Below are 16,527 nucleotides of genomic sequence, written 5' to 3'. Positions count from 1 at the left end.
ACTCACCGAAGGGCGCCGCGCACGCCCCCGGAGCCGGGACGGTGGTCCCGCCGTGCGTGGCCGAAGTCCCGGTCGCCGTGCAGCCAGGCAACCTTGTCGTGCAGTTCGTCGGCCGAGAGGGACCGCAGCATCGCGTTGCGCGCCGTCGCCTCCGCGCCCGCGGGGTGGTACAGCCGTACTCCCATCTCCCGGGCGACCAGTTGGGCCCTGGCGGTGCGCTCACGGCGTACGGCGTTGAACGTCTCCAGGCGCGCCGCCATCTCCCCGCCGCCGCCGTCGTCGAGCAGATCACCGAGGACGACCGCGTCCTCCAGCGCCTGGCACGCGCCCTGCGCGGCGTACTGGAGCATGGGGTGGGCGGCGTCGCCCATCAGGACGACGCGGCCGTCGGTCCACCTGTCGACCGGGTCACGGTCGCACAGCACCCATTCCCGCCAGTCCGCGCCGAGTTCCAGTAGGCGCCGGGCCGTCTCCCCGAGCCCCGGGAAACCGCCGAGCACCTTCTCGCGCGCGGCCGGGCGACCGGCCAACGCGGTACGGGCGCCGTCGTCCCGGGTGGCGGCGAGGTTCAGATACCGTCCGCGGCCGATCGTGTAGTGCACGAAGTGCCAGCGGGGGCCGGCCCACAGCGTCACGGCGTTCCAGCGCAGTTCCTCGGGCACCTTCTCGATCGGTATCACCGAACGGTAGATGGTGTGGCCGGAGACGCGCGGCTCGCCGTCCCCCAGGAGCCCGCGGCGTACGGCGGAGCGAATGCCGTCCGCCCCCACCAGCGCGTCGGCTGTGAAGGTCCGGCCGTCCGCGGTGCGGACGGTCACGTGTTCGGCGTCCTGCTCGAAGCTTTGCACCGCCGTGTCCGGGACCAGCTCGACGGCGGTTTCGGCCCGGCACGCGGTCAGCAACGGCTGGAACAGGTCGCCCCGGTGCACCACCGCGTACGGATTGCCGAACCGCTCCCGGTAGGCGGCCGTGAGCGGCATGGCGGCCACCCGCTCGCCGGTGGTGCCGTCCATGAAGCGCAGTTCGTCGATGTACACGGCGCGGTCACGGACCGCCTGCCCCACGCCCAGCACGTCCAGTGCGTGAAAGGCGTTCGGACCGAGCTGGATGCCCGCGCCGATCTCGGCGAAGACGGCACCGCGCTCCAGCACCGTCACCTCGTGCCCCCGGCGTGCGGCGGACAGGGCGGTGGCGAGCCCGCCGATCCCGCCTCCCGCGACGAGTATGTGAACCATGTCGTCCCCGACCCCTCTCGCTCCGGACAAGTGCCGGCCGGTGACCGTGACCGGCCTGTCACCGGACGGGCCCCCGCACCATGGCTTCGCGCGCGAGCGGCGGACAACGCGGCCCGGCCCATTTCGTCACCACGCCCCGGACTTGGTCACGTCGGGCGCCGCCACGGCCGCCCGGGGCGTACGGTCGAACGTGACGCTCGGCGCGAGCGGGGAGTCAGGGTTGCCGCCGGCAAGTTTTCGAAAACAGGTTGAGGAACAGTGCGGTTCGGCCGCGGTGAGTGCTTGGGGGGCACGTGTCTCAGGGGGAGTCTTCGGACGCGTACGCGATCGAGGTGCTGGAGTTACTGGCACGCGAAGCGCCGGCGGGAGAGATCGAGGGTCTGCTCGACGCGGCGCGGCACGCGCCGGTGGACGTGGGGCAGATCCGCCGGGTGGAGCGCGCGACTCAACTGGGACTGTGCGTGCTGGCGTTGTTCGGGCAGCGGCAGAAGCGCGAGGCGGACCTCGCGGCGCTGGTCGACACCGCCCGGGACCTGACCTACCCGCACGACCTCGACAACCTGTTACGGGTGATCATCCGCCAGGCACGCCGGCTGCTCAGCTTCGACATGGCCTACATCAGCCTGGTCGCGGAGGACGGCGGATGGTACGTCCGTACCTCCGAGGGAGAGACGACGGCGCTCGGAGCCGGCCTGCGGGTGGAGCCCGGCTACGGCTTCGGGGACGCGGTGATCGCGAAGAACAGCGCGTTCTGGACCGCCGACTATCTCAAGGACACCCGGATCAAGCACACCGAGCGCATCGACGAGGTCGTACGGGCCGAGGGACAGCGCGCCATCCTGGCCGTGCCGCTGCACCGGGGCGGCGCGCCCTTCGGGGCGCTCTACGGTTCCGACCGTACCGTCCGGCACTTCACGCCCGACGAGGTCGGGCTGATGCGCACGCTCGCCGACCTGGCCACCGTCGCCATCGACAAGTCCAGCGTCCTCGACCAGGTACGCGCCGATGTGAGCGATCTCGAACACGACACCGTCCGGGCCGAGTTGTCGCTGACCCGGATGCGCGGTCTGTTCGAGAGCCACAGGCGGCTGATCGGCCTCGTCGTCGGGGGCAGCGATCTGACCGCGGTCACCGCGGCCGCGGGACACGCCCTGGACGGCACGCTCGTGGTGCACGACCCGGCCGGCCGGACCACGGCCGCCACCGGCGAGCTGACGGGCCTGGACGGCATCGAGGTCACCGAGGCGGTCCTGGACTCCCACGCCCGGCGCCGGCCCGTGGAGCTCGGCAGCGGTCTGTGGATCGCGCCCCTCGAGGCGAGCGGGGAGAACCTCGGTGCCCTGTTCCTGCGCCCGGAGGTCCCGCTGTTACCGGAGGACGAACAGCTCTTCCAACTCGCCGCGCAGGCCGTGTCGATGGTGCTGCTGCTCCAGCGCAGCACCGCCATAGCCGAGGGCCCGGTGCGCGACGAACTCCTCGACGACCTGCTGACCGACGGCACGCGCCCGCAGTACCAGCTCGCCGACCGCGCGCGCCGCCTCGGCGTCGACCTGGACGAGCCGCACGTCGTGGTGGTGGCCCGCCCCGAGGGCGGGGAACTGGGCCGGGCGGCGGTCTGGGCCTCCTCGTACGCACACCGGATGGGCGGCCTCAAAGGGGTGCGCACGGGCTGTGTGGTGCTGATGCTGCCGGGGACGGACGCCTCGGACGCCGCCCGGCGTGTCTCCGCCGAACTCTCACCGCTGCTCGCGGACGCCGTCACGGTCGCCGCGGCCGGGCCGGGGAGCGGGGCGGCCCAGGTGGGCCGGGTCCACCAGGAGGCGATGCGCTGTCTCGACGCCGCGACTCTGCTGCGGGGGGTGGGCGCCACCGCTTCCCCCGGCGACCTCGGCTTTCTCGGTCTCCTGCTTTCCGACGAGCACGACATTGACGGATTCATCACGTCGGCCATCGGCCCGGTCATCGACTACGACGCACAGCGATTCACCGAGCTCGTCAAGACGGCGCAGGCGTACTTCGACGCGGACCGCAGTCCCACCTACGCGGCCGAGGCGCTGCACGTGCACCCCAACACCGTCTCCCGGCGGTTGGAGCGGATCGCCGAACTCCTGGGCCCGCACTGGCACAAGCCGCAGCAGGCCCTGGAGGTACAGCTCGCCCTGAAACTGCACCACACGCGCCAAGTGCTCACCGCGCGGCGCACCGGACACCGCCGCCGGGACGCGGACGACGCCCCCGCCGCCGCGGATCACACGGAATAGGGCGCCGTCCGGACGCCCCGTCCGTCGTACGGGGCCCCGCCGGGATCAGTCCGTCGGTGTCTCGAGTGCCACGCCCCGTCCCGCCAGCGCCGCGATACCGTACACGCCCTCCGCCGTGGCCTCGACGTCGAAGGAGAACCGGACGGCCGGGGGCCGGCCGATCAGCTCGGCGGCGCGTCCCGGCAGCGGTACGGCGGCGGCCTCGGCGGACTCCCACAGCAGCACGGCGCCCCAGCGCTCGTTCGCCTCGTCGGAGATCCAGAACTTCAGCCTCAGCCCCTCCACACGGGAGAAGCGCTCCACCGCCTCCTCCCGCAGGAAGCGGCGGAGCGAGGCGACGGTCCGCCCGGACCCGGCCAGGTCCCACCAGACGACTACCGCGTGCACGACCGCACCACCTCACCGAGCAGCGAACCGACGATACGGGGACCCTCCCGGGTCAGTACGGACTCCGCGTGGAACTGCATCGAGGCGAACCCCCGGCCGCGCAGCGCGTGCACCTCGCCCGTGCCGGGATCACGGCTCACCTCGATGTCACCGAGCACGGGACGCGCGAAGGAGTCCGTGTCACAGCGCGCGGCGAAAGTGTTGTAGAACCCCACGTGTTCGCGCCGTCCGAACAGGTCGATCGCGCGCTGTACGCCCTGGTTCGGCCGGGCCCGGCGGACGAGGTCGAGCCCGAGCAGCGAGGCCAGCACCTGATGGCTCAGACACACCGCCACGAACGGTCTGCGCTCCCGCAGCAGCCGGGACACCGAGGTGCGCAGGTGAGCGATCTTCGGGTGGTCCGTGTCACGCGGATCGCCCGGGCCGGGCCCCATCACCACCAGGTCGTGGGCGTCGACGTCGTACTCTTCGTCGAAGCGGCGCACCGCCACCTCGGGCCCCAGCGAGCGAAGCTGGTGGGCGATCATGGCCGTAAAGGTGTCCTCCGCGTCCACCACCAGGATCGTGCGACCGGCGAGCGCCCCGTCGGCACGGCCCCGGGCGGCCGGCTCGGCCAGCCAGAAGTCCGCGATGCCGTCGTTGCGCCGGGACAGCGCCGCGCACACGTCGGGGTGCGGGGCGAACCGTCCGGGCCGCGGCTCACCGAGGGCCGCCAGCAGCCCGGACGCCTTGGCACGTGTCTCCGCCACCTCGGAGTCCGGGTCGGAGTCCCGTACGAGCGTGGCGCCGACCCCGATCCGCAGCCGGCCGTCCGCCGTGATGTCGGCGGTCCGGATCAGGATCGAGGAGTCCAGTGTCCGGTTCCCGGAGCAGTCCCGGCCGATCAGCGCCGCCACCCCGCTGTAATAGCCGCGGCCCGCGGGCTCGTAACGGCTGATCACCTTCGCGGCGTTCTCCAGCGGGGAGCCCGTCACCGTCGGCGCGAACAGGGTCTCGCGCAGAATGTCGCGGACGTCGCGGTCGGTGTGTCCCTCGATGACGTATTCGGTGTGCGCGAGGCGTGCCATCTCCTTGAGGTACGGCCCGACGACCCGCCCGCCCGAGGAGCAGATACGGGCCATCATCTTCAACTCCTCGTCGACGACCATGTAGAGCTCGCCGGCCTCCTTGTGGTCGGCGAGGAAGCCCATCACCCCGTCCAGCGTCGCGCCGCCCGGCGGATAGCGGTACGTGCCGCTGATCGGGTTCATCACAGCCGTACCGTCCCGGACGCTGATGTGCCGCTCGGGGGTGGCGCCCACGAATGTGCGCTCCCCGGTGTGTACGAGGAAGGTCCAGTAGGCACCCGCCTCGCGCTCCAGCAGCCGGCGGAAGAAGGAAAGGGCGGCGGTCCGCGAGAACCCGGGCAGCTGAGCCGTGAAGGAGCGCTTGATGACGAAGTTGGCGCCCTCGCCCGTGCCGATCTCGTCCGCGACGACCCGCCGCACGATGTCCGCGTACGCCTCGTCGGGAACGTCGAAGCGGCTGTGGGCCACGTCGACCGGCTCGTTCGGCAGCCGCGGCAGCGCGTCCGAGAGCGGCAGCGTCCGCTGGGCCCGCACCCGCATCGCGAGCAGCGGCTCACCGTCATCATGTGCGGCGTACCCCCGCTCGGCCAGCTGCCGGTAAGGGATGAGAGCGAGCACCTCATGACCGGCCTCGCCGTCATCCGGCAGCGGCAGCTCGGCCAGCGACGCGCAGGGTGCCGGGTCGGTCAGCAGGACCTCCAGGGTGTCCGGGCCGGTGACCTCGGGGCGGTACAGGAGGGCGAACGACTCCGCCCAGCCGTCGAGGACCGCCGTCAGGAGATCCGGCGCGGCCCGCCCGGCACCCGTCGCCGGAGGTGTCGTCCTCGTGTCCGTCATCGGTCGAAGCCCCTTCCTGGTCAACGGGACGCCTCGGCAGTGGCGAGGTCGTCGAGCACCGTCGCGGTGGTGGCGACACGAGCGCACCGCTGCGCCGCGTACTCCAGGGCCAGCCGGTGGAAGGAGGCGGAGAAGTCCGCGACCGCGTCGGCGACCAGGAAGGGCTGGATGTCGTTGGTGAAGGCGTCGACCGCGGTCATCAGGACACCCACGTGCGCGTACACACCGCAGATGATCAGCTGGTCGCGGTGGTGGGCGCGCATCCGCTCCAGCAGGTCGGACTTGAAGAAGGCGCTGTACCGCCACTTGGTGAACACCCAGTCGCCCTCTGCCGGTTCGAGCGGCGCGACGACCGCCCGGTCCTCGGCGGACGTCCGCATTCCGGGCCCCCAGAAGTCCGCCAGCAGCCCGCGCTGCCCGGGCGTCATCCCGCCCGGCTGCGCCGTGTAGGCGACCGGGACGCCCAGTTCGGCACAGCGCCTCCTGAGCAGCGTCGCGTGGCGCAGCAGCGCGTCACCCGGGGCCGTGTGGCGGGGGAAGGGTTTGAGGAAGTACTCCTGCATGTCGTGGACGAGGAGGACGGCACGTCGGGGGTCGGCCCGCCAGCTGACGGCGGAGGCCGGGAGGCCGCCGGGCTCCGGCAGGGAGTAGGGCTCGATGGGAGGGATGCCGGTCATGCCGCGGACGGTCCTTTCCTGACGGTGGTGTGTCTGACGCTGTGGCGCCTGTTGCCGTGGTGCGTGGCGGTGGTGTGCCGGACGCCGCGGTGCCCGGGGCTGTCGTGCCCGGCACGGTCGGGTCGGGCACGGTCGGGTCGGGCACGGTCGGGCAGGGCACGGTCGGGTCGTGCACGGTCGGGCAGGGCACGTTCCTCAGACACCGAGGGTCGCGCCGCCGTCCACGGTGAGGTCGTGCATGGTGATGTGGCCGGCCCGGTCCGAGAGCAGGAACAGGACGGCCTCGGCGATGTCCGCGGGACGAGCCACCTTTCCCAGCGGGATCCCGACGCGGTAGGCGCCGGGGTCGCCCGCGACCGACGCGGCGGCGGCGGTGCGCGCGGTGTGCATGCCCCGCAGCATCGGGGTGTCGGTGGATCCCGGGGCCACGAGGTTGCAGCGGATGTTGTGCCGTGCCACCTCCAGCCCCAGGCACTTGGTGAAGGCCGTTGCCGCGGCCTTCGACGCGGCGTACGCCGCCATATGGGCGCGCGCCGTCCCGGCCGCGTTGGAGGCCACCGTGACGATGGCCCCGCGCTCGCGGGGGATCATGCGGTTGACCACGGCGCGCGAGGTGAAGAAGACCCCGTTGGTGTTGACCGCGAGGGTGGCGGCCCAGTCCTCGTCCGTCAGGCGGTGCGCCTCGCCCAGCCGCAGCACGCCCGCGGTGTTCACCAGGTGGTCCAGCGGGCCCATTTCCTCCTCGACCCGGGCCACCAGCCGGTCCACCTCGGTGCTCGATGTGACGTCGGCGGGATACGCCCGCACCGGCAGCCCCTCGATGAGCCACTTCTCGACGGCCGAGTTCAGCTGTTCGCGGTGCAGGTCGACGGCGGCGACCGTGACGCCGTGCTCGGCCAGCAGCCTGACGACCGCCTCGCCGATTCCGCCGGCCGCCCCGGTCACCAGGGCGTATGTGCCATCCATCGCAGGATCTCCTTAATCGCGGGATACCGGGAACGAGAGAGCGCCGCGGTCAGCCGCGCCAGGCGGAGACGACCTCGATCGCCTGCCGCGGACTGAGCCGGGGGTCGCAGAAGCTGAGGTACTTGTCGCCCAGCCGGTCGAGGCCCGCCGCGTCCCGGACGCACTCCGTGACGGCCTCGGGGGTGGTCTCCAGGTGCAGCCCGGCCGCGGTGCCGCCATGGCCGGCGACCGCGCACTGGAACAGTTCCAGCTCGCGGATCACCGTCTCGACGAAGCGGGTCTTCAGCCCTTCGGGGCCGAGAACGGTGTTGCCGTGCATCGGGTCGCACAGCCACAGCACCGGATGCCCGGCCGCGACGACGGCCTCGACCAGCGCGGGCAGTACCCGGGCGACGTGGTCCGCGCCCATCCGCGCGATCAGTGTGAGGCGGCCCGGGCGCCGGCCCGGGTCCAGCCGCGCGCAGAGGGCGAGGAGTTCGTCGGGCGTCATCGTGGGACCCACCTTGACGGCGACAGGGTTGGCCACCGCCGCGAGGAGCGCGATGTGGGCGCCGTCCGGCTGACGTGTGCGTTCGCCCACCCAAGGCCAATGGGCGGAGGTCAGCAGCAGGGAACCGTCCGGCTCCCGGCGCAGCAGGGGCAGTTCGTAGTCCAGCAGCAGCGCCTCGTGGCTCGTCCACACGGGGACGTCGAGATCGGGGCGCAGTGAGGTGCCGCGCCAGCCGAGGTAGTGCATCGTGTCGCTGGCGGCGCGGTATCCGGACAGCAGACGGCGGGGGTCGGGGCGGCGCAGCAGGGGGTCCGGTTCCGGCCGGTTGACCATGTGGCCGCGGTAGACCGGCAGTTCCCGGCCGCCCACGGTCTCGGTGGGCGCCGAGCGTGGCTTGCCGTACTGGCCGGCGATCCGGCCCACCCGCAGGACGGGTTTGGCCGAGGCGAGCTTCAGCGTGCCGGCGAGCACGTCCAGCAGAGCGGCCTTGCGCGTGACGTCGTCCGGCGTGGCCTCGGCGGGGTCCTCGGCGCAGTCGCCGGTCTGCAGGACGCGCAGATGACCGGCCGCGGCCTCGGCCAGCAGGGCGTGCAGCCGGTGCACGGCGTGTACGTCGACCAACGCCGGCATCCGGCCCAACTCGGCGCGGACTCGGTCGAGTCTCGGGTCGTCGCCCCAGTCCGGCTGCTGGCGGGCCGGCGCGGAACGGATGGTGGAAACGATGTCGGTCATGACAATCCCTCGGGTCCTGTCCGGGTGATTTCCATGGCTCGGCCCGGTCGGCCGGTGCGCTGACGACGCCCCGTCAGCCGTGGGGCCGGCGGGGTCCGCCTGTCGCCCGGTGACATGCCAGGGCGTGCGGGTGTGCGGGTGTGTTCGGCGTTCGCGGACGCGTGAACCGGAAGAGGTGAGAGGCAGGGGGTTCGTCGACCCCGGGTCCCGGCCGGCCGGTCCGCGCGGTGGCGAGGACCGGCCCGGCCAGAACCAGCCGTGTCAGACAATGCACGACGCGGCGGGAGGGGGCCACGACCCGGGCCGCAATGCGTCAAGTCCCCTCGCCGGCCCGGCCGACCCGTACGCGGCCCGGCAGCGGGTCCCGCACATGGGGAGGAGATGCTCCGCGGACACTTCCACGGCCCCCGGCCGATGGCCGGACCACCACCGGAGCACCACCGGTCCGGTGCGGTCCCGAGGCAGGCCCGACGCGGGACGCCCCCAGGGCCGGCGCGGGGCCGGGGCGGGCCGCGGGCGGGTGTCTATGCCGACAGCCTGGACTCCCGGGCGGCGCTGTACGACGCGCACCCGTTCGAGATCCCGGCCAGCAGCGAGGCCGCGTGTGCCACCGAGGCCAGGGTGGTGTGCCGGTGCCAGCCCCGGAAGGACCGTCCCTCGAAATCCCTGAGCCCCACCCGGTCACCGACGGCGGTGAGGTCCCGGGACACCCGGAGGGCCATCTTCGTCAGCCGTACCAGCGGGTTCGCGGGCGCTCCCACATCGGTCAGCCACAGCCTGGCCGGCGGCCGCCACGGGTCGTCCCACTCGCCGAGCAGGTACAGCGGGCGCCGGCCGGCCACCGGCCCGCCGTCGGTCAGGGCCACCCGGACCGTCGTCGCCGACGAGGTGCGCCGGGCACCGTGTTCGGGGTCCTCCCACCACACCGGCCGGCGCAGGGCCCGTACGGACATCAGGATCTGTTCGGCGGACAGCGGCCCGGAACCGTACCCCGGCATGGCCGGGTCGGCCACCAGCAGACGGGTGCCCGGTCCCGTACGGGCCACGACGGGCAGGCCGTGCCGGGCGAAGCGGCCGAGGATGTGCGCGCGGGCCCAGCCACCGGGAACGTCCAGGAGCACGGGCCGCCGCGTCGCCCGGGACCCGTGCGCGGTCTCCAGCACCGCGGCCACCACGCTCTCCTCCAGCGACTCGGCCGACAGTCCCTCCGGCACCTCTGCCCGGCGGCGCAGCTCGGGATCGCGCGTCCAGTGTTCCGGGAGCAGCAGCCGCCAGTTGACGGGGACGCTCATCCGCGGCGCGGCGAACCAGACGCCCACCGCGTGCTGACCGCGTGTCATCTGCCCCAGCCGCGGTTCGAACCGACGGCCCACGCCCACCGAGTGCTCGCCGGACTTCGGTATCGCCAGTGTCTGCACGACCCAGGCCACGGGCGGGCTGGCGCGTTCCACATGGGTGGCCAGCGCCGCCCGCATCGGCAGCCACTCCCAGGTGGAGCTGCACACGAAGTGGTGCAGGCTCTGCACCACCGAACCACCGCCGGCCTGCGCGGCGATGTTGCGGACGGATTTGCGTCCGGGGGCGGTCAGCAGCCCCCGGACATACTGCTCCCCCCGTCGCCGCTGGTCCTTCCGTGGCAACGACGCGAACAGCAGGGCGCACAGCTCCCCGACGATGTCGTCGCCCACCGCCGTGTAGGGGACGGAGTGTGCCGGAAGCCGTGCCCCGTCCGGTCGGCCGGAGCCGCCCGCCGTGGCCGTCACGGATAACAGATCAGATGTCTTCACCACTGTCCTCGCCTCATGTTCAGGCAGCCCCCGTTCGACTGCCCTCACACCGTCGCCGGAGCGGTGGCCCGCGCGCGAGGTGCACCGGCCACCCCGATCGCCGGGAAAGTGGTCGTCGGCCCACCTTCTCCGCGGAGCACCTGGGCCCGGAGCCGGGCGGGCCGGCCGGCGCGGTCCCGTGGGCCCTCACCCGCGGTGGACGACGGCGGCCGGGCCGCCCGGCCACCGTCGTCCGGGCGGGGGCGGGACCACCGACGGGCGGGACCACCGGTGGGGTCCGGCCACCGGCGGGACGGCGGGCCGGGCCGTCCGGCCGCGCCCCCGCGTCGCCCGCGGGCGGCCGGAAGCGGTACGGCCGGACACTCAGGAACGTACGCCGGCGGGCGGGACCGTGCCCACGGCCAGGACGTTGCCCTCGCTGATGTACCCGTCCGGATCGTCGAGCGGGTGGGCGGCCGCGTCGGGGTCCAGGTACGGCTCCCACGCCCGGCCCGCGCCCAGCGGCCCGGCCAGCGCGGCGAGCCGGGCACAGGCCGCCGTGTAGAACTGCCGTGCGGCAGGAGACAGCGGCGCGTGGTGTTCGATCAGCACCGTCCGCTGCCGGACGCCGGTGAGACCCGCGCGCTTCAGCCACCGGTACAGCTCGCGCCCGCGCAGCAACTGCCGGGCGTAGCCCGGCACGGCCCCGGCGGCCCGGAACAGATCGGCGAACAGGTAGGGATCGCCCGGGCGCGCGGTGATCAGATGGGCGTCCATGTCCTTGACGGCGATGGTCCCGCCGGGCCGGGTCACCCTGGAAAGCTCGGCGAGCGCGCCGGCCAGTTCCCCGTCGGTCAGATACTGCACGGTGTTGGCGCACCACACGGCGTCGAAGCTGTCGTCCGGGTAGGGGAGCGCGAGCACGGAGCCCTGACGGACGTCCACCGGGCACACCGGGCGCGCCAGGCGCATCCGCCGGGCGGCGAGGCCGGCGTTCTCCTCCGCCAGGTCGACCGCCGTGACCCGCCCGCCGGGACCGACGAGCTCGGCCAGGTGGGGGAGGAAGTCCCCGGCGCCGCAGCCGGCGTCCAGGACGTGCCCGCCGCGCTCGATCCCGGCCTGGCCGAGCAGGCCCAGATAGGGCTCCGCGCAGGCGCGGAAGTGCGCGTCCACGATGGAGTGGTGGGTGAACCCCAGGCCGGTCGAGGACGTGTGGCCCCAGATCTCGTGGTCGTCGGTCAGCACGCGGCGGCTCCCGTCCGCGCCAGCAGCGCGCACAGCGCCTCGGTCACCGGCCCGGGGTTCTCCAGCGGGGACAGATGGCCGGCGTCCGCGACGGTGACCAGCCGCCCGTGCGGCAGGGCGTCGGCGCACTCCCGCGACCGCGTGGACGGAACGAGTTCGTCCTCGGCGCCCGCGATCACCACCGCGGGCACCTGCGTCGAACGCAGCGTCTCCGTGTGGTCCCGGCGTTCCGCGACGGCCCGCTGGGCCCAGGCCAGCGCCGCCGGATCGGCGGCCAGGGCGGTGGCGAGGACCCGGGCCACGACGTCGGGCCGGTCCCGGCGCGTGGTGGCCCCGACGAGCAGCGGCACGAGCCGGGCGACCAGGTCCTGTCCGCTCGATCGTCGCGGGCCCGTGAGGTTCGAGCGGACAGGACCTGTGTCCTCGCGGGCGGCGGATCCGATCGCTCCGGCGAACCTCAGGCGCTCCGCCCGCTCCCCGGCGGTGTCGGCGACCGCGCGGGCGGACAGCAGCGCGACGGCGGACGCCCGGCCCGGATGCCTGCGCAGGAACTCCATCAGGACATAGCCGCCCATGGACGCCCCGACGAGCGCCGCCCGGTCGATGCCCCGGCCGTCCAGGGCGCGTGCCAGGTCGTCGGCCACCACGGTGAGCGACGGCGGATCGGTGCCGAGCGGTGTGACCCCGAAACCGCGCTGGTCGGGGGCGATGACGAGATGACCGCGTTCGGTGAGGGCCCGCCGCTGGGCCGCCCACATCGACGAGTCGAGCGCGAGCGCGTGCAGCAGCACCACCGGCTCCCGGTCCCGCTCCCGCTCTCCGAGGACGCTCGTCGGGCCCTTCACCGGGCCGCTCCCGCCTCGGCCGCGGCGATGAAGTCCGCGACATGGGCGGCTGGTTCACGCTCCTTGCACCAGGCCAGCGCGACCGGGGCGGCGGGCAGGTCGTGGACGGGGACGACCCGGATGCCGGGCGGCGCGACGTCGGCGATCGACACCAGCGAGAGATGGACAGCGGCCCCCCGGGCCACCAGCCGCATCATCGTCGGCACGTCGGACACCCGGTGCTCGCGGCGCAGCGGCCGGCCGGCCGGTGTGCGCGGGGGAACCACCTCGTCCCACACGTAGCCGGGCAGCTTGCCGGGGCGGTCGAAGAGGTCGTGGTCCGCGAGTTCCTCCACGGAGACCGAGGCGCGCCCGGCCAGCGGGTGCGCCGCTCCCACGACGACGGCGCGCGCGTCATGGGTCAGCACCCCGCTGGTGACCAGGTCAGGCTCCCGGAGCGCGAACTTGACGATCACCACGTCCTGGGCACCCCGGCGCAGCTCCGCGAACGGGTCCGCGATGTCGTACGGCTCGATCCGTACCGCCGTCTCGTCCTGTCCGGCGAGCCGGACGACTCGGGCGGCGACCTCGGCCGATCCGTGATAGCCCAGCCGTACCGGACGGCTGGGGGCGGTCGCGGGAGCGACATCCGGAGCGACGGGCGTGGCGCGGGTGGCGGTCGACGCGGCGGTGAGTGCGGTCGGGTCAGACAAGAAGGGCCTCCTTGGACAGTCCGGCGGTGGCCCGCAGGCGGCCGGAGGTTTCGGGGACGACGCGCAGGGCCGCGAGTCGCGGCAACTCCCCGGTCAGCCGGGGGACCTGTCGGAGCATCAGCCGGTCGCCGGGGCGGATCACGCCGTCCAGGACGGATTCCGCGAGGACGTGGTGGAGGTCCACCAGCGCGTCCGAGACGGTGCGTCCGGCGACGGCCAGGTACAGCTCCCGGTCGGTGCCCGGCCGGTCGGGCCCGCCGGGCGCCCGGGGAAGGCGGACCGCTGTGTCCGCGCCACCGGTGAACGGGGCCGCGCCGTCGAACAGCTTGAGCAGCCTGCGCAGGGAGGACGGCGCTCCGGCCGGGGCCGGAGCGGTCCAGGCGGCGGACCCGTCGGCGGCGATGTGCGCGAAGGAGAACCGTGTCCGCAGGTGGGCGGGGGTGCCGGCGAGGAAGACGGTACGCGTGAACGAGGCGCGCCACGCGGCCGCCGCCCCGGCTTCGAGCGCGAACGCGTACGCGCAGGCGGACCGGATCCACTCCGGGAGGTCGAGGTGGTGGACGACCACGGTGGCGAGGACCGCCTCGGTGTCCTCCTCCGAGGCGATGTCGGCCCGGGCCGCCAGCAGGCCCTCCATGGTCGTCAGGTCATGGCGGCGGGCCAGCTCGGGGCGGGCCGCCGCGATCCGCCGTCCGGCCGCGTCGAGCAGCGCGCGCTGGGCCGCCGTCACAGGAACACCGCCGAGAGCAGGTCCTGTGCGGGCGCGGCACGCCGCCTGCCCAGCAGCTGGGAGGTCAGCCGGTACGGGTCGACGTACACGTGGTCCTTGCGGTGCCGGGCCAGCCGCTCGGCGAGCGGGGCCGGCGACGGCTCCTGACCGGCCGTGTCCAGCAGCCGTTCCGCGCGCCTGAGGCACTGGCTCAGCAGATCGGGCCGGAACGACTCGTGCTGCCCGGGCCCCAGGACGGCGATGAAGTACAGCCGCACCCCGAGCCGGACCGCCGGCGCGGCGGCCTGCTCCCGGGCGGCCGCCAGCACGGTCCTGGCCTGGTGCTCGCGCCAGCCGCCGTGCCGTGCCGAGCGGATACGGCCGTCCACGGGTACCCGCCCGACGGGAATCCGCCGTACCCGTGGTCCCAGGGCGGTGAGCACCCGCGCGAGCAACTGGTAGTCGGGATCCAGTCCGGTGTCGTAGAGCAGGACGACCTCGTCGAAGGAGGGGGCGAGCGGCAGCAGGTCGCGTAGCGCGCAGGCCAGGTAGTTGGGGCGGCCGTCCGCCGTGACCAGCTGCCGCAGCGGCAGCCCGTACCGGGTCAGGTCGAGGTACACCGGGCCGCCGGTCCCGCGCTGGTCCAGGCACATGTCCAGGGTGCCGAGCCGTTCGAGGGCGGCTTCGAGCCCGAGGCCCGGGGGCTGGTGGCGCAGCAGCCCCGGGTCGTGCAGCCCCAGCTCCGCGTAGTGCCCGGTCCACAACCGGAGCACCCGCTGTCCGGCGGGATGCACCCAGCCCCGCTCGGCGGCCTCCGCGTACGGACGCAGGGCGGCGGCCGGAGCGGGCGCCCCGGAGGCGCGGAACTCCATGTACAGCGTGCCGATCTCGTCCTCGGACAGGGTGTCGTAGCCGGTGTCGCCCCGGGTGCGGTCCAGGAACTCCCAGAAGCCGAGCGTCTGCTCCGTCCTGTGGTACGGGGTCTGGCCGGCGCGGTGGACGACGTCGGCCACGCACCGGGTGGCCCGGTACAGGACGTCGGTCCACAGCAGTCCCTTGAGGTGGCTGGGTGCCAGTGGTTTCGACGGGGTCACCGTGATCGGTGCCAGCAGCACGCGGGGGCGGCCGGTGTGCCGGGAGCGGGACACGGCGTGGGCGGCGATGGTGGTCGGCGTGGTCATACGGACGCACCCCGCGCCCCGGCCAGCAGACGCAGCAGGTCCGCGCGCGCGGGCTCGCCGGCCCGGTCGAGCGGGACCGCGGCGGCGCGCACCCGGGCCGTGAACCCCTCGGTCCGCAACATTTCCGCGGGGGTGGTGAGGGTCATCAGCATGCGGGTGAGCGCGTCCCACACGAGCCCGTCTTGGCGGGCGGCGGCGCCGATCTCCTCCGAGGTGGGCGGCCCGGCACCGGGCGGCCCGGCCGACCGCGGCGGGGCAGTGCCGTCGATCGCGGCCCGCCAGCGCGCGATGCGCGCCAGGTCCGCCGCCGCGGACTGCTCGTACCACGGCAGGAACAGCTCCCGCGTCATACGGGCGAAGGACCGCCGCTGGGCGATGTCCACGTCCTCGTGCGCGGTCAGCAGGGCGGCCAGCCGGAACGCGTGCGCCAGGGCGAGCGACATTCCCCGCCCGAAGAGCGGGTTGGTGACGCAGGCGGCGTCCCCCACCGGGAAGAGGCCCGCCACCGGACGCTGGTGCGGCATCGCCGTCCCGCGCAGGGCGTTGGGCGGACTGGTGATCGCGTGGACGGGGGAGAGCGGCACACTGACCTCCGGATCCAGCCAGTGCTCCAGTCCGGGAGTGGCGCGCGCGACCGCGGTGAAGCCGCCCTCCGAGCGGAGTTCCGCCATCGCGCGGTCGCCCGGCAGGACGCCCAGCGCGATCGAGAAGGTGCCGTCGTCGCCGGGGTGCAGCACCCCGGCGTAGTGGCCCCAGATGTCACCCGCCGCGTTCCCCCGGCCGAGCGGGCCCGGCCACCGGTCGCCGAGCAGACGGTAGAAGCGGGTGAACCCGGTCAGTCCGGAGGGGCTGATCCGGTCGTCGGCGACGGGCACCCCGGCGGCGCGCAGCCAGCCGCGGGACAGGGCCGCGCGTCCGGTGGCGTCCACCACGACATCGGCCGGTACCCGCTCGCCCGCGCCGGTCACGGCCGCACGCACGCGGTCGCCGGCGGGGGAGAGTTCGAGCCCGCCGACCGCCTGCCCGTGCCGGACGGTGACGTCCGGCACCGCGCACACGGCTCGGTACAGGAGCAGTTCCAGGGTGGTGCGGCGGCAGCCGAGCGCGACCAGATCGTCGCCCTCCCGCGCTCCGTCCGGCGTTCCCGGGGGCCGCGCGACGGTCAGGTCCAGCAGCGGTGCCCCGGCCGCCAGGGCGGCGCGGAGCACCTCGGGCGCGTGGGCGCGCAGCAGCCGGACCCCGAGTGAGGTGAGTGTGTGGGAGTGCGAGCTCTGCGGCACCAGGGACCGCCGCCAGCGGCCGGCCGCCTCCGTGGCCGGCCCGGCGGGCGGCGGAGCCTCCCGTTCGAGGACCACGATCCGGTAGCCCGCACCGGACAGGGCCAGGGCGGAGGCCAGCCCCGCGACGCCGCCGCCCGCTATCACCGCGGTAGGCATC

General features: G+C 74.1%; 14 protein-coding genes. 1 reads left to right on the top strand and 13 read right to left on the bottom strand.

Annotated elements, in window-relative coordinates:
• Window positions 1-2: 2 nt before the first annotated feature.
• The gene (locus tag IG02_RS0111555) at window positions 3-1,235 is read right to left on the bottom strand and encodes a 3-hydroxybenzoate 6-monooxygenase (protein WP_051764870.1); all 1,233 of its coding nucleotides are present in this window, start codon (window positions 1,233-1,235) and stop codon (window positions 3-5) included.
• 293 nt (window positions 1,236-1,528) lie between these two features.
• Between IG02_RS0111555 and IG02_RS0111550 the strand changes: the two genes are divergently transcribed.
• Window positions 1,529-3,496, top strand: coding sequence for a helix-turn-helix domain-containing protein (locus IG02_RS0111550; protein WP_234314703.1), 1,968 nt, complete (start codon window positions 1,529-1,531; stop codon window positions 3,494-3,496).
• 45 nt (window positions 3,497-3,541) lie between these two features.
• Here IG02_RS0111550 and IG02_RS0111545 read toward each other — a convergent pair whose 3' ends face one another.
• From IG02_RS0111545 to IG02_RS0111490, 12 genes are all read right to left on the bottom strand, one after another.
• A complete protein-coding gene (locus tag IG02_RS0111545) occupies window positions 3,542-3,883 on the bottom strand; it encodes a hypothetical protein (protein ID WP_030745067.1) in 342 nt (113 codons plus the stop codon).
• Window positions 3,871-5,787 (bottom strand): anthranilate synthase family protein, encoded by a 1,917-nt coding sequence (locus tag IG02_RS0111540; protein ID WP_051764868.1) that lies wholly within the window; start codon window positions 5,785-5,787, stop codon window positions 3,871-3,873. Before IG02_RS0111540 ends, IG02_RS0111545 begins: the two co-directional genes overlap by 13 nt.
• Before the next feature lie 20 nt (window positions 5,788-5,807).
• A complete protein-coding gene (locus IG02_RS0111535) occupies window positions 5,808-6,464 on the bottom strand; it encodes an isochorismatase family protein (protein WP_030745063.1) in 657 nt (218 codons plus the stop codon).
• A 195-nt stretch (window positions 6,465-6,659) separates the two neighbouring features.
• Window positions 6,660-7,430 carry a 2,3-dihydro-2,3-dihydroxybenzoate dehydrogenase gene (locus IG02_RS0111530; RefSeq protein ID WP_030745061.1) on the bottom strand — a complete coding sequence of 257 codons (771 nt, stop codon included), beginning with the start codon at window positions 7,428-7,430 and terminating at the stop codon, window positions 6,660-6,662.
• Window positions 7,431-7,479: 49 nt separating this feature from the next.
• A complete protein-coding gene (locus IG02_RS0111525; RefSeq protein ID WP_030745059.1) occupies window positions 7,480-8,652 on the bottom strand; it encodes a 3-deoxy-7-phosphoheptulonate synthase in 1,173 nt (390 codons plus the stop codon).
• A gap of 524 nt (window positions 8,653-9,176) precedes the next feature.
• Window positions 9,177-10,415 carry a transposase gene (locus IG02_RS0111520; RefSeq protein ID WP_051764866.1) on the bottom strand — a complete coding sequence of 413 codons (1,239 nt, stop codon included), beginning with the start codon at window positions 10,413-10,415 and terminating at the stop codon, window positions 9,177-9,179.
• A gap of 387 nt (window positions 10,416-10,802) precedes the next feature.
• Window positions 10,803-11,663, bottom strand: coding sequence for a class I SAM-dependent methyltransferase (locus tag IG02_RS0111515; RefSeq protein ID WP_030745055.1), 861 nt, complete (start codon window positions 11,661-11,663; stop codon window positions 10,803-10,805).
• Complete coding sequence (locus IG02_RS0111510; protein ID WP_051764864.1) at window positions 11,657-12,508, bottom strand: alpha/beta fold hydrolase; 852 nt, start codon at window positions 12,506-12,508, stop codon at window positions 11,657-11,659. The genes IG02_RS0111515 and IG02_RS0111510 overlap by 7 nt, the downstream gene beginning before the upstream one ends.
• Window positions 12,505-13,200, bottom strand: coding sequence for a LysR substrate-binding domain-containing protein (locus IG02_RS0111505; RefSeq protein ID WP_030745050.1), 696 nt, complete (start codon window positions 13,198-13,200; stop codon window positions 12,505-12,507). The genes IG02_RS0111510 and IG02_RS0111505 overlap by 4 nt, the downstream gene beginning before the upstream one ends.
• Window positions 13,193-13,930 carry a DUF6182 family protein gene (locus IG02_RS0111500; protein WP_030745047.1) on the bottom strand — a complete coding sequence of 246 codons (738 nt, stop codon included), beginning with the start codon at window positions 13,928-13,930 and terminating at the stop codon, window positions 13,193-13,195. Before IG02_RS0111500 ends, IG02_RS0111505 begins: the two co-directional genes overlap by 8 nt.
• Entirely contained in the window at window positions 13,927-15,090 is a 1,164-nt protein-coding gene (locus IG02_RS0111495; protein ID WP_051764863.1) for a hypothetical protein, read from the bottom strand. Before IG02_RS0111495 ends, IG02_RS0111500 begins: the two co-directional genes overlap by 4 nt.
• Entirely contained in the window at window positions 15,087-16,526 is a 1,440-nt protein-coding gene (locus IG02_RS0111490) for an FAD-dependent oxidoreductase (RefSeq protein WP_037802746.1), read from the bottom strand. Before IG02_RS0111490 ends, IG02_RS0111495 begins: the two co-directional genes overlap by 4 nt.
• Window position 16,527 lies beyond the last annotated feature (1 nt).

The organism is Streptomyces sp. NRRL F-5135, assembly GCF_000719775.1.
In the GTDB taxonomy this organism is placed as follows: domain Bacteria; phylum Actinomycetota; class Actinomycetes; order Streptomycetales; family Streptomycetaceae; genus Streptomyces; species Streptomyces hebeiensis.
Note: the sequence above shows the minus strand (reverse complement) of the source record. Positions and strands in the feature narration are given on the sequence as shown.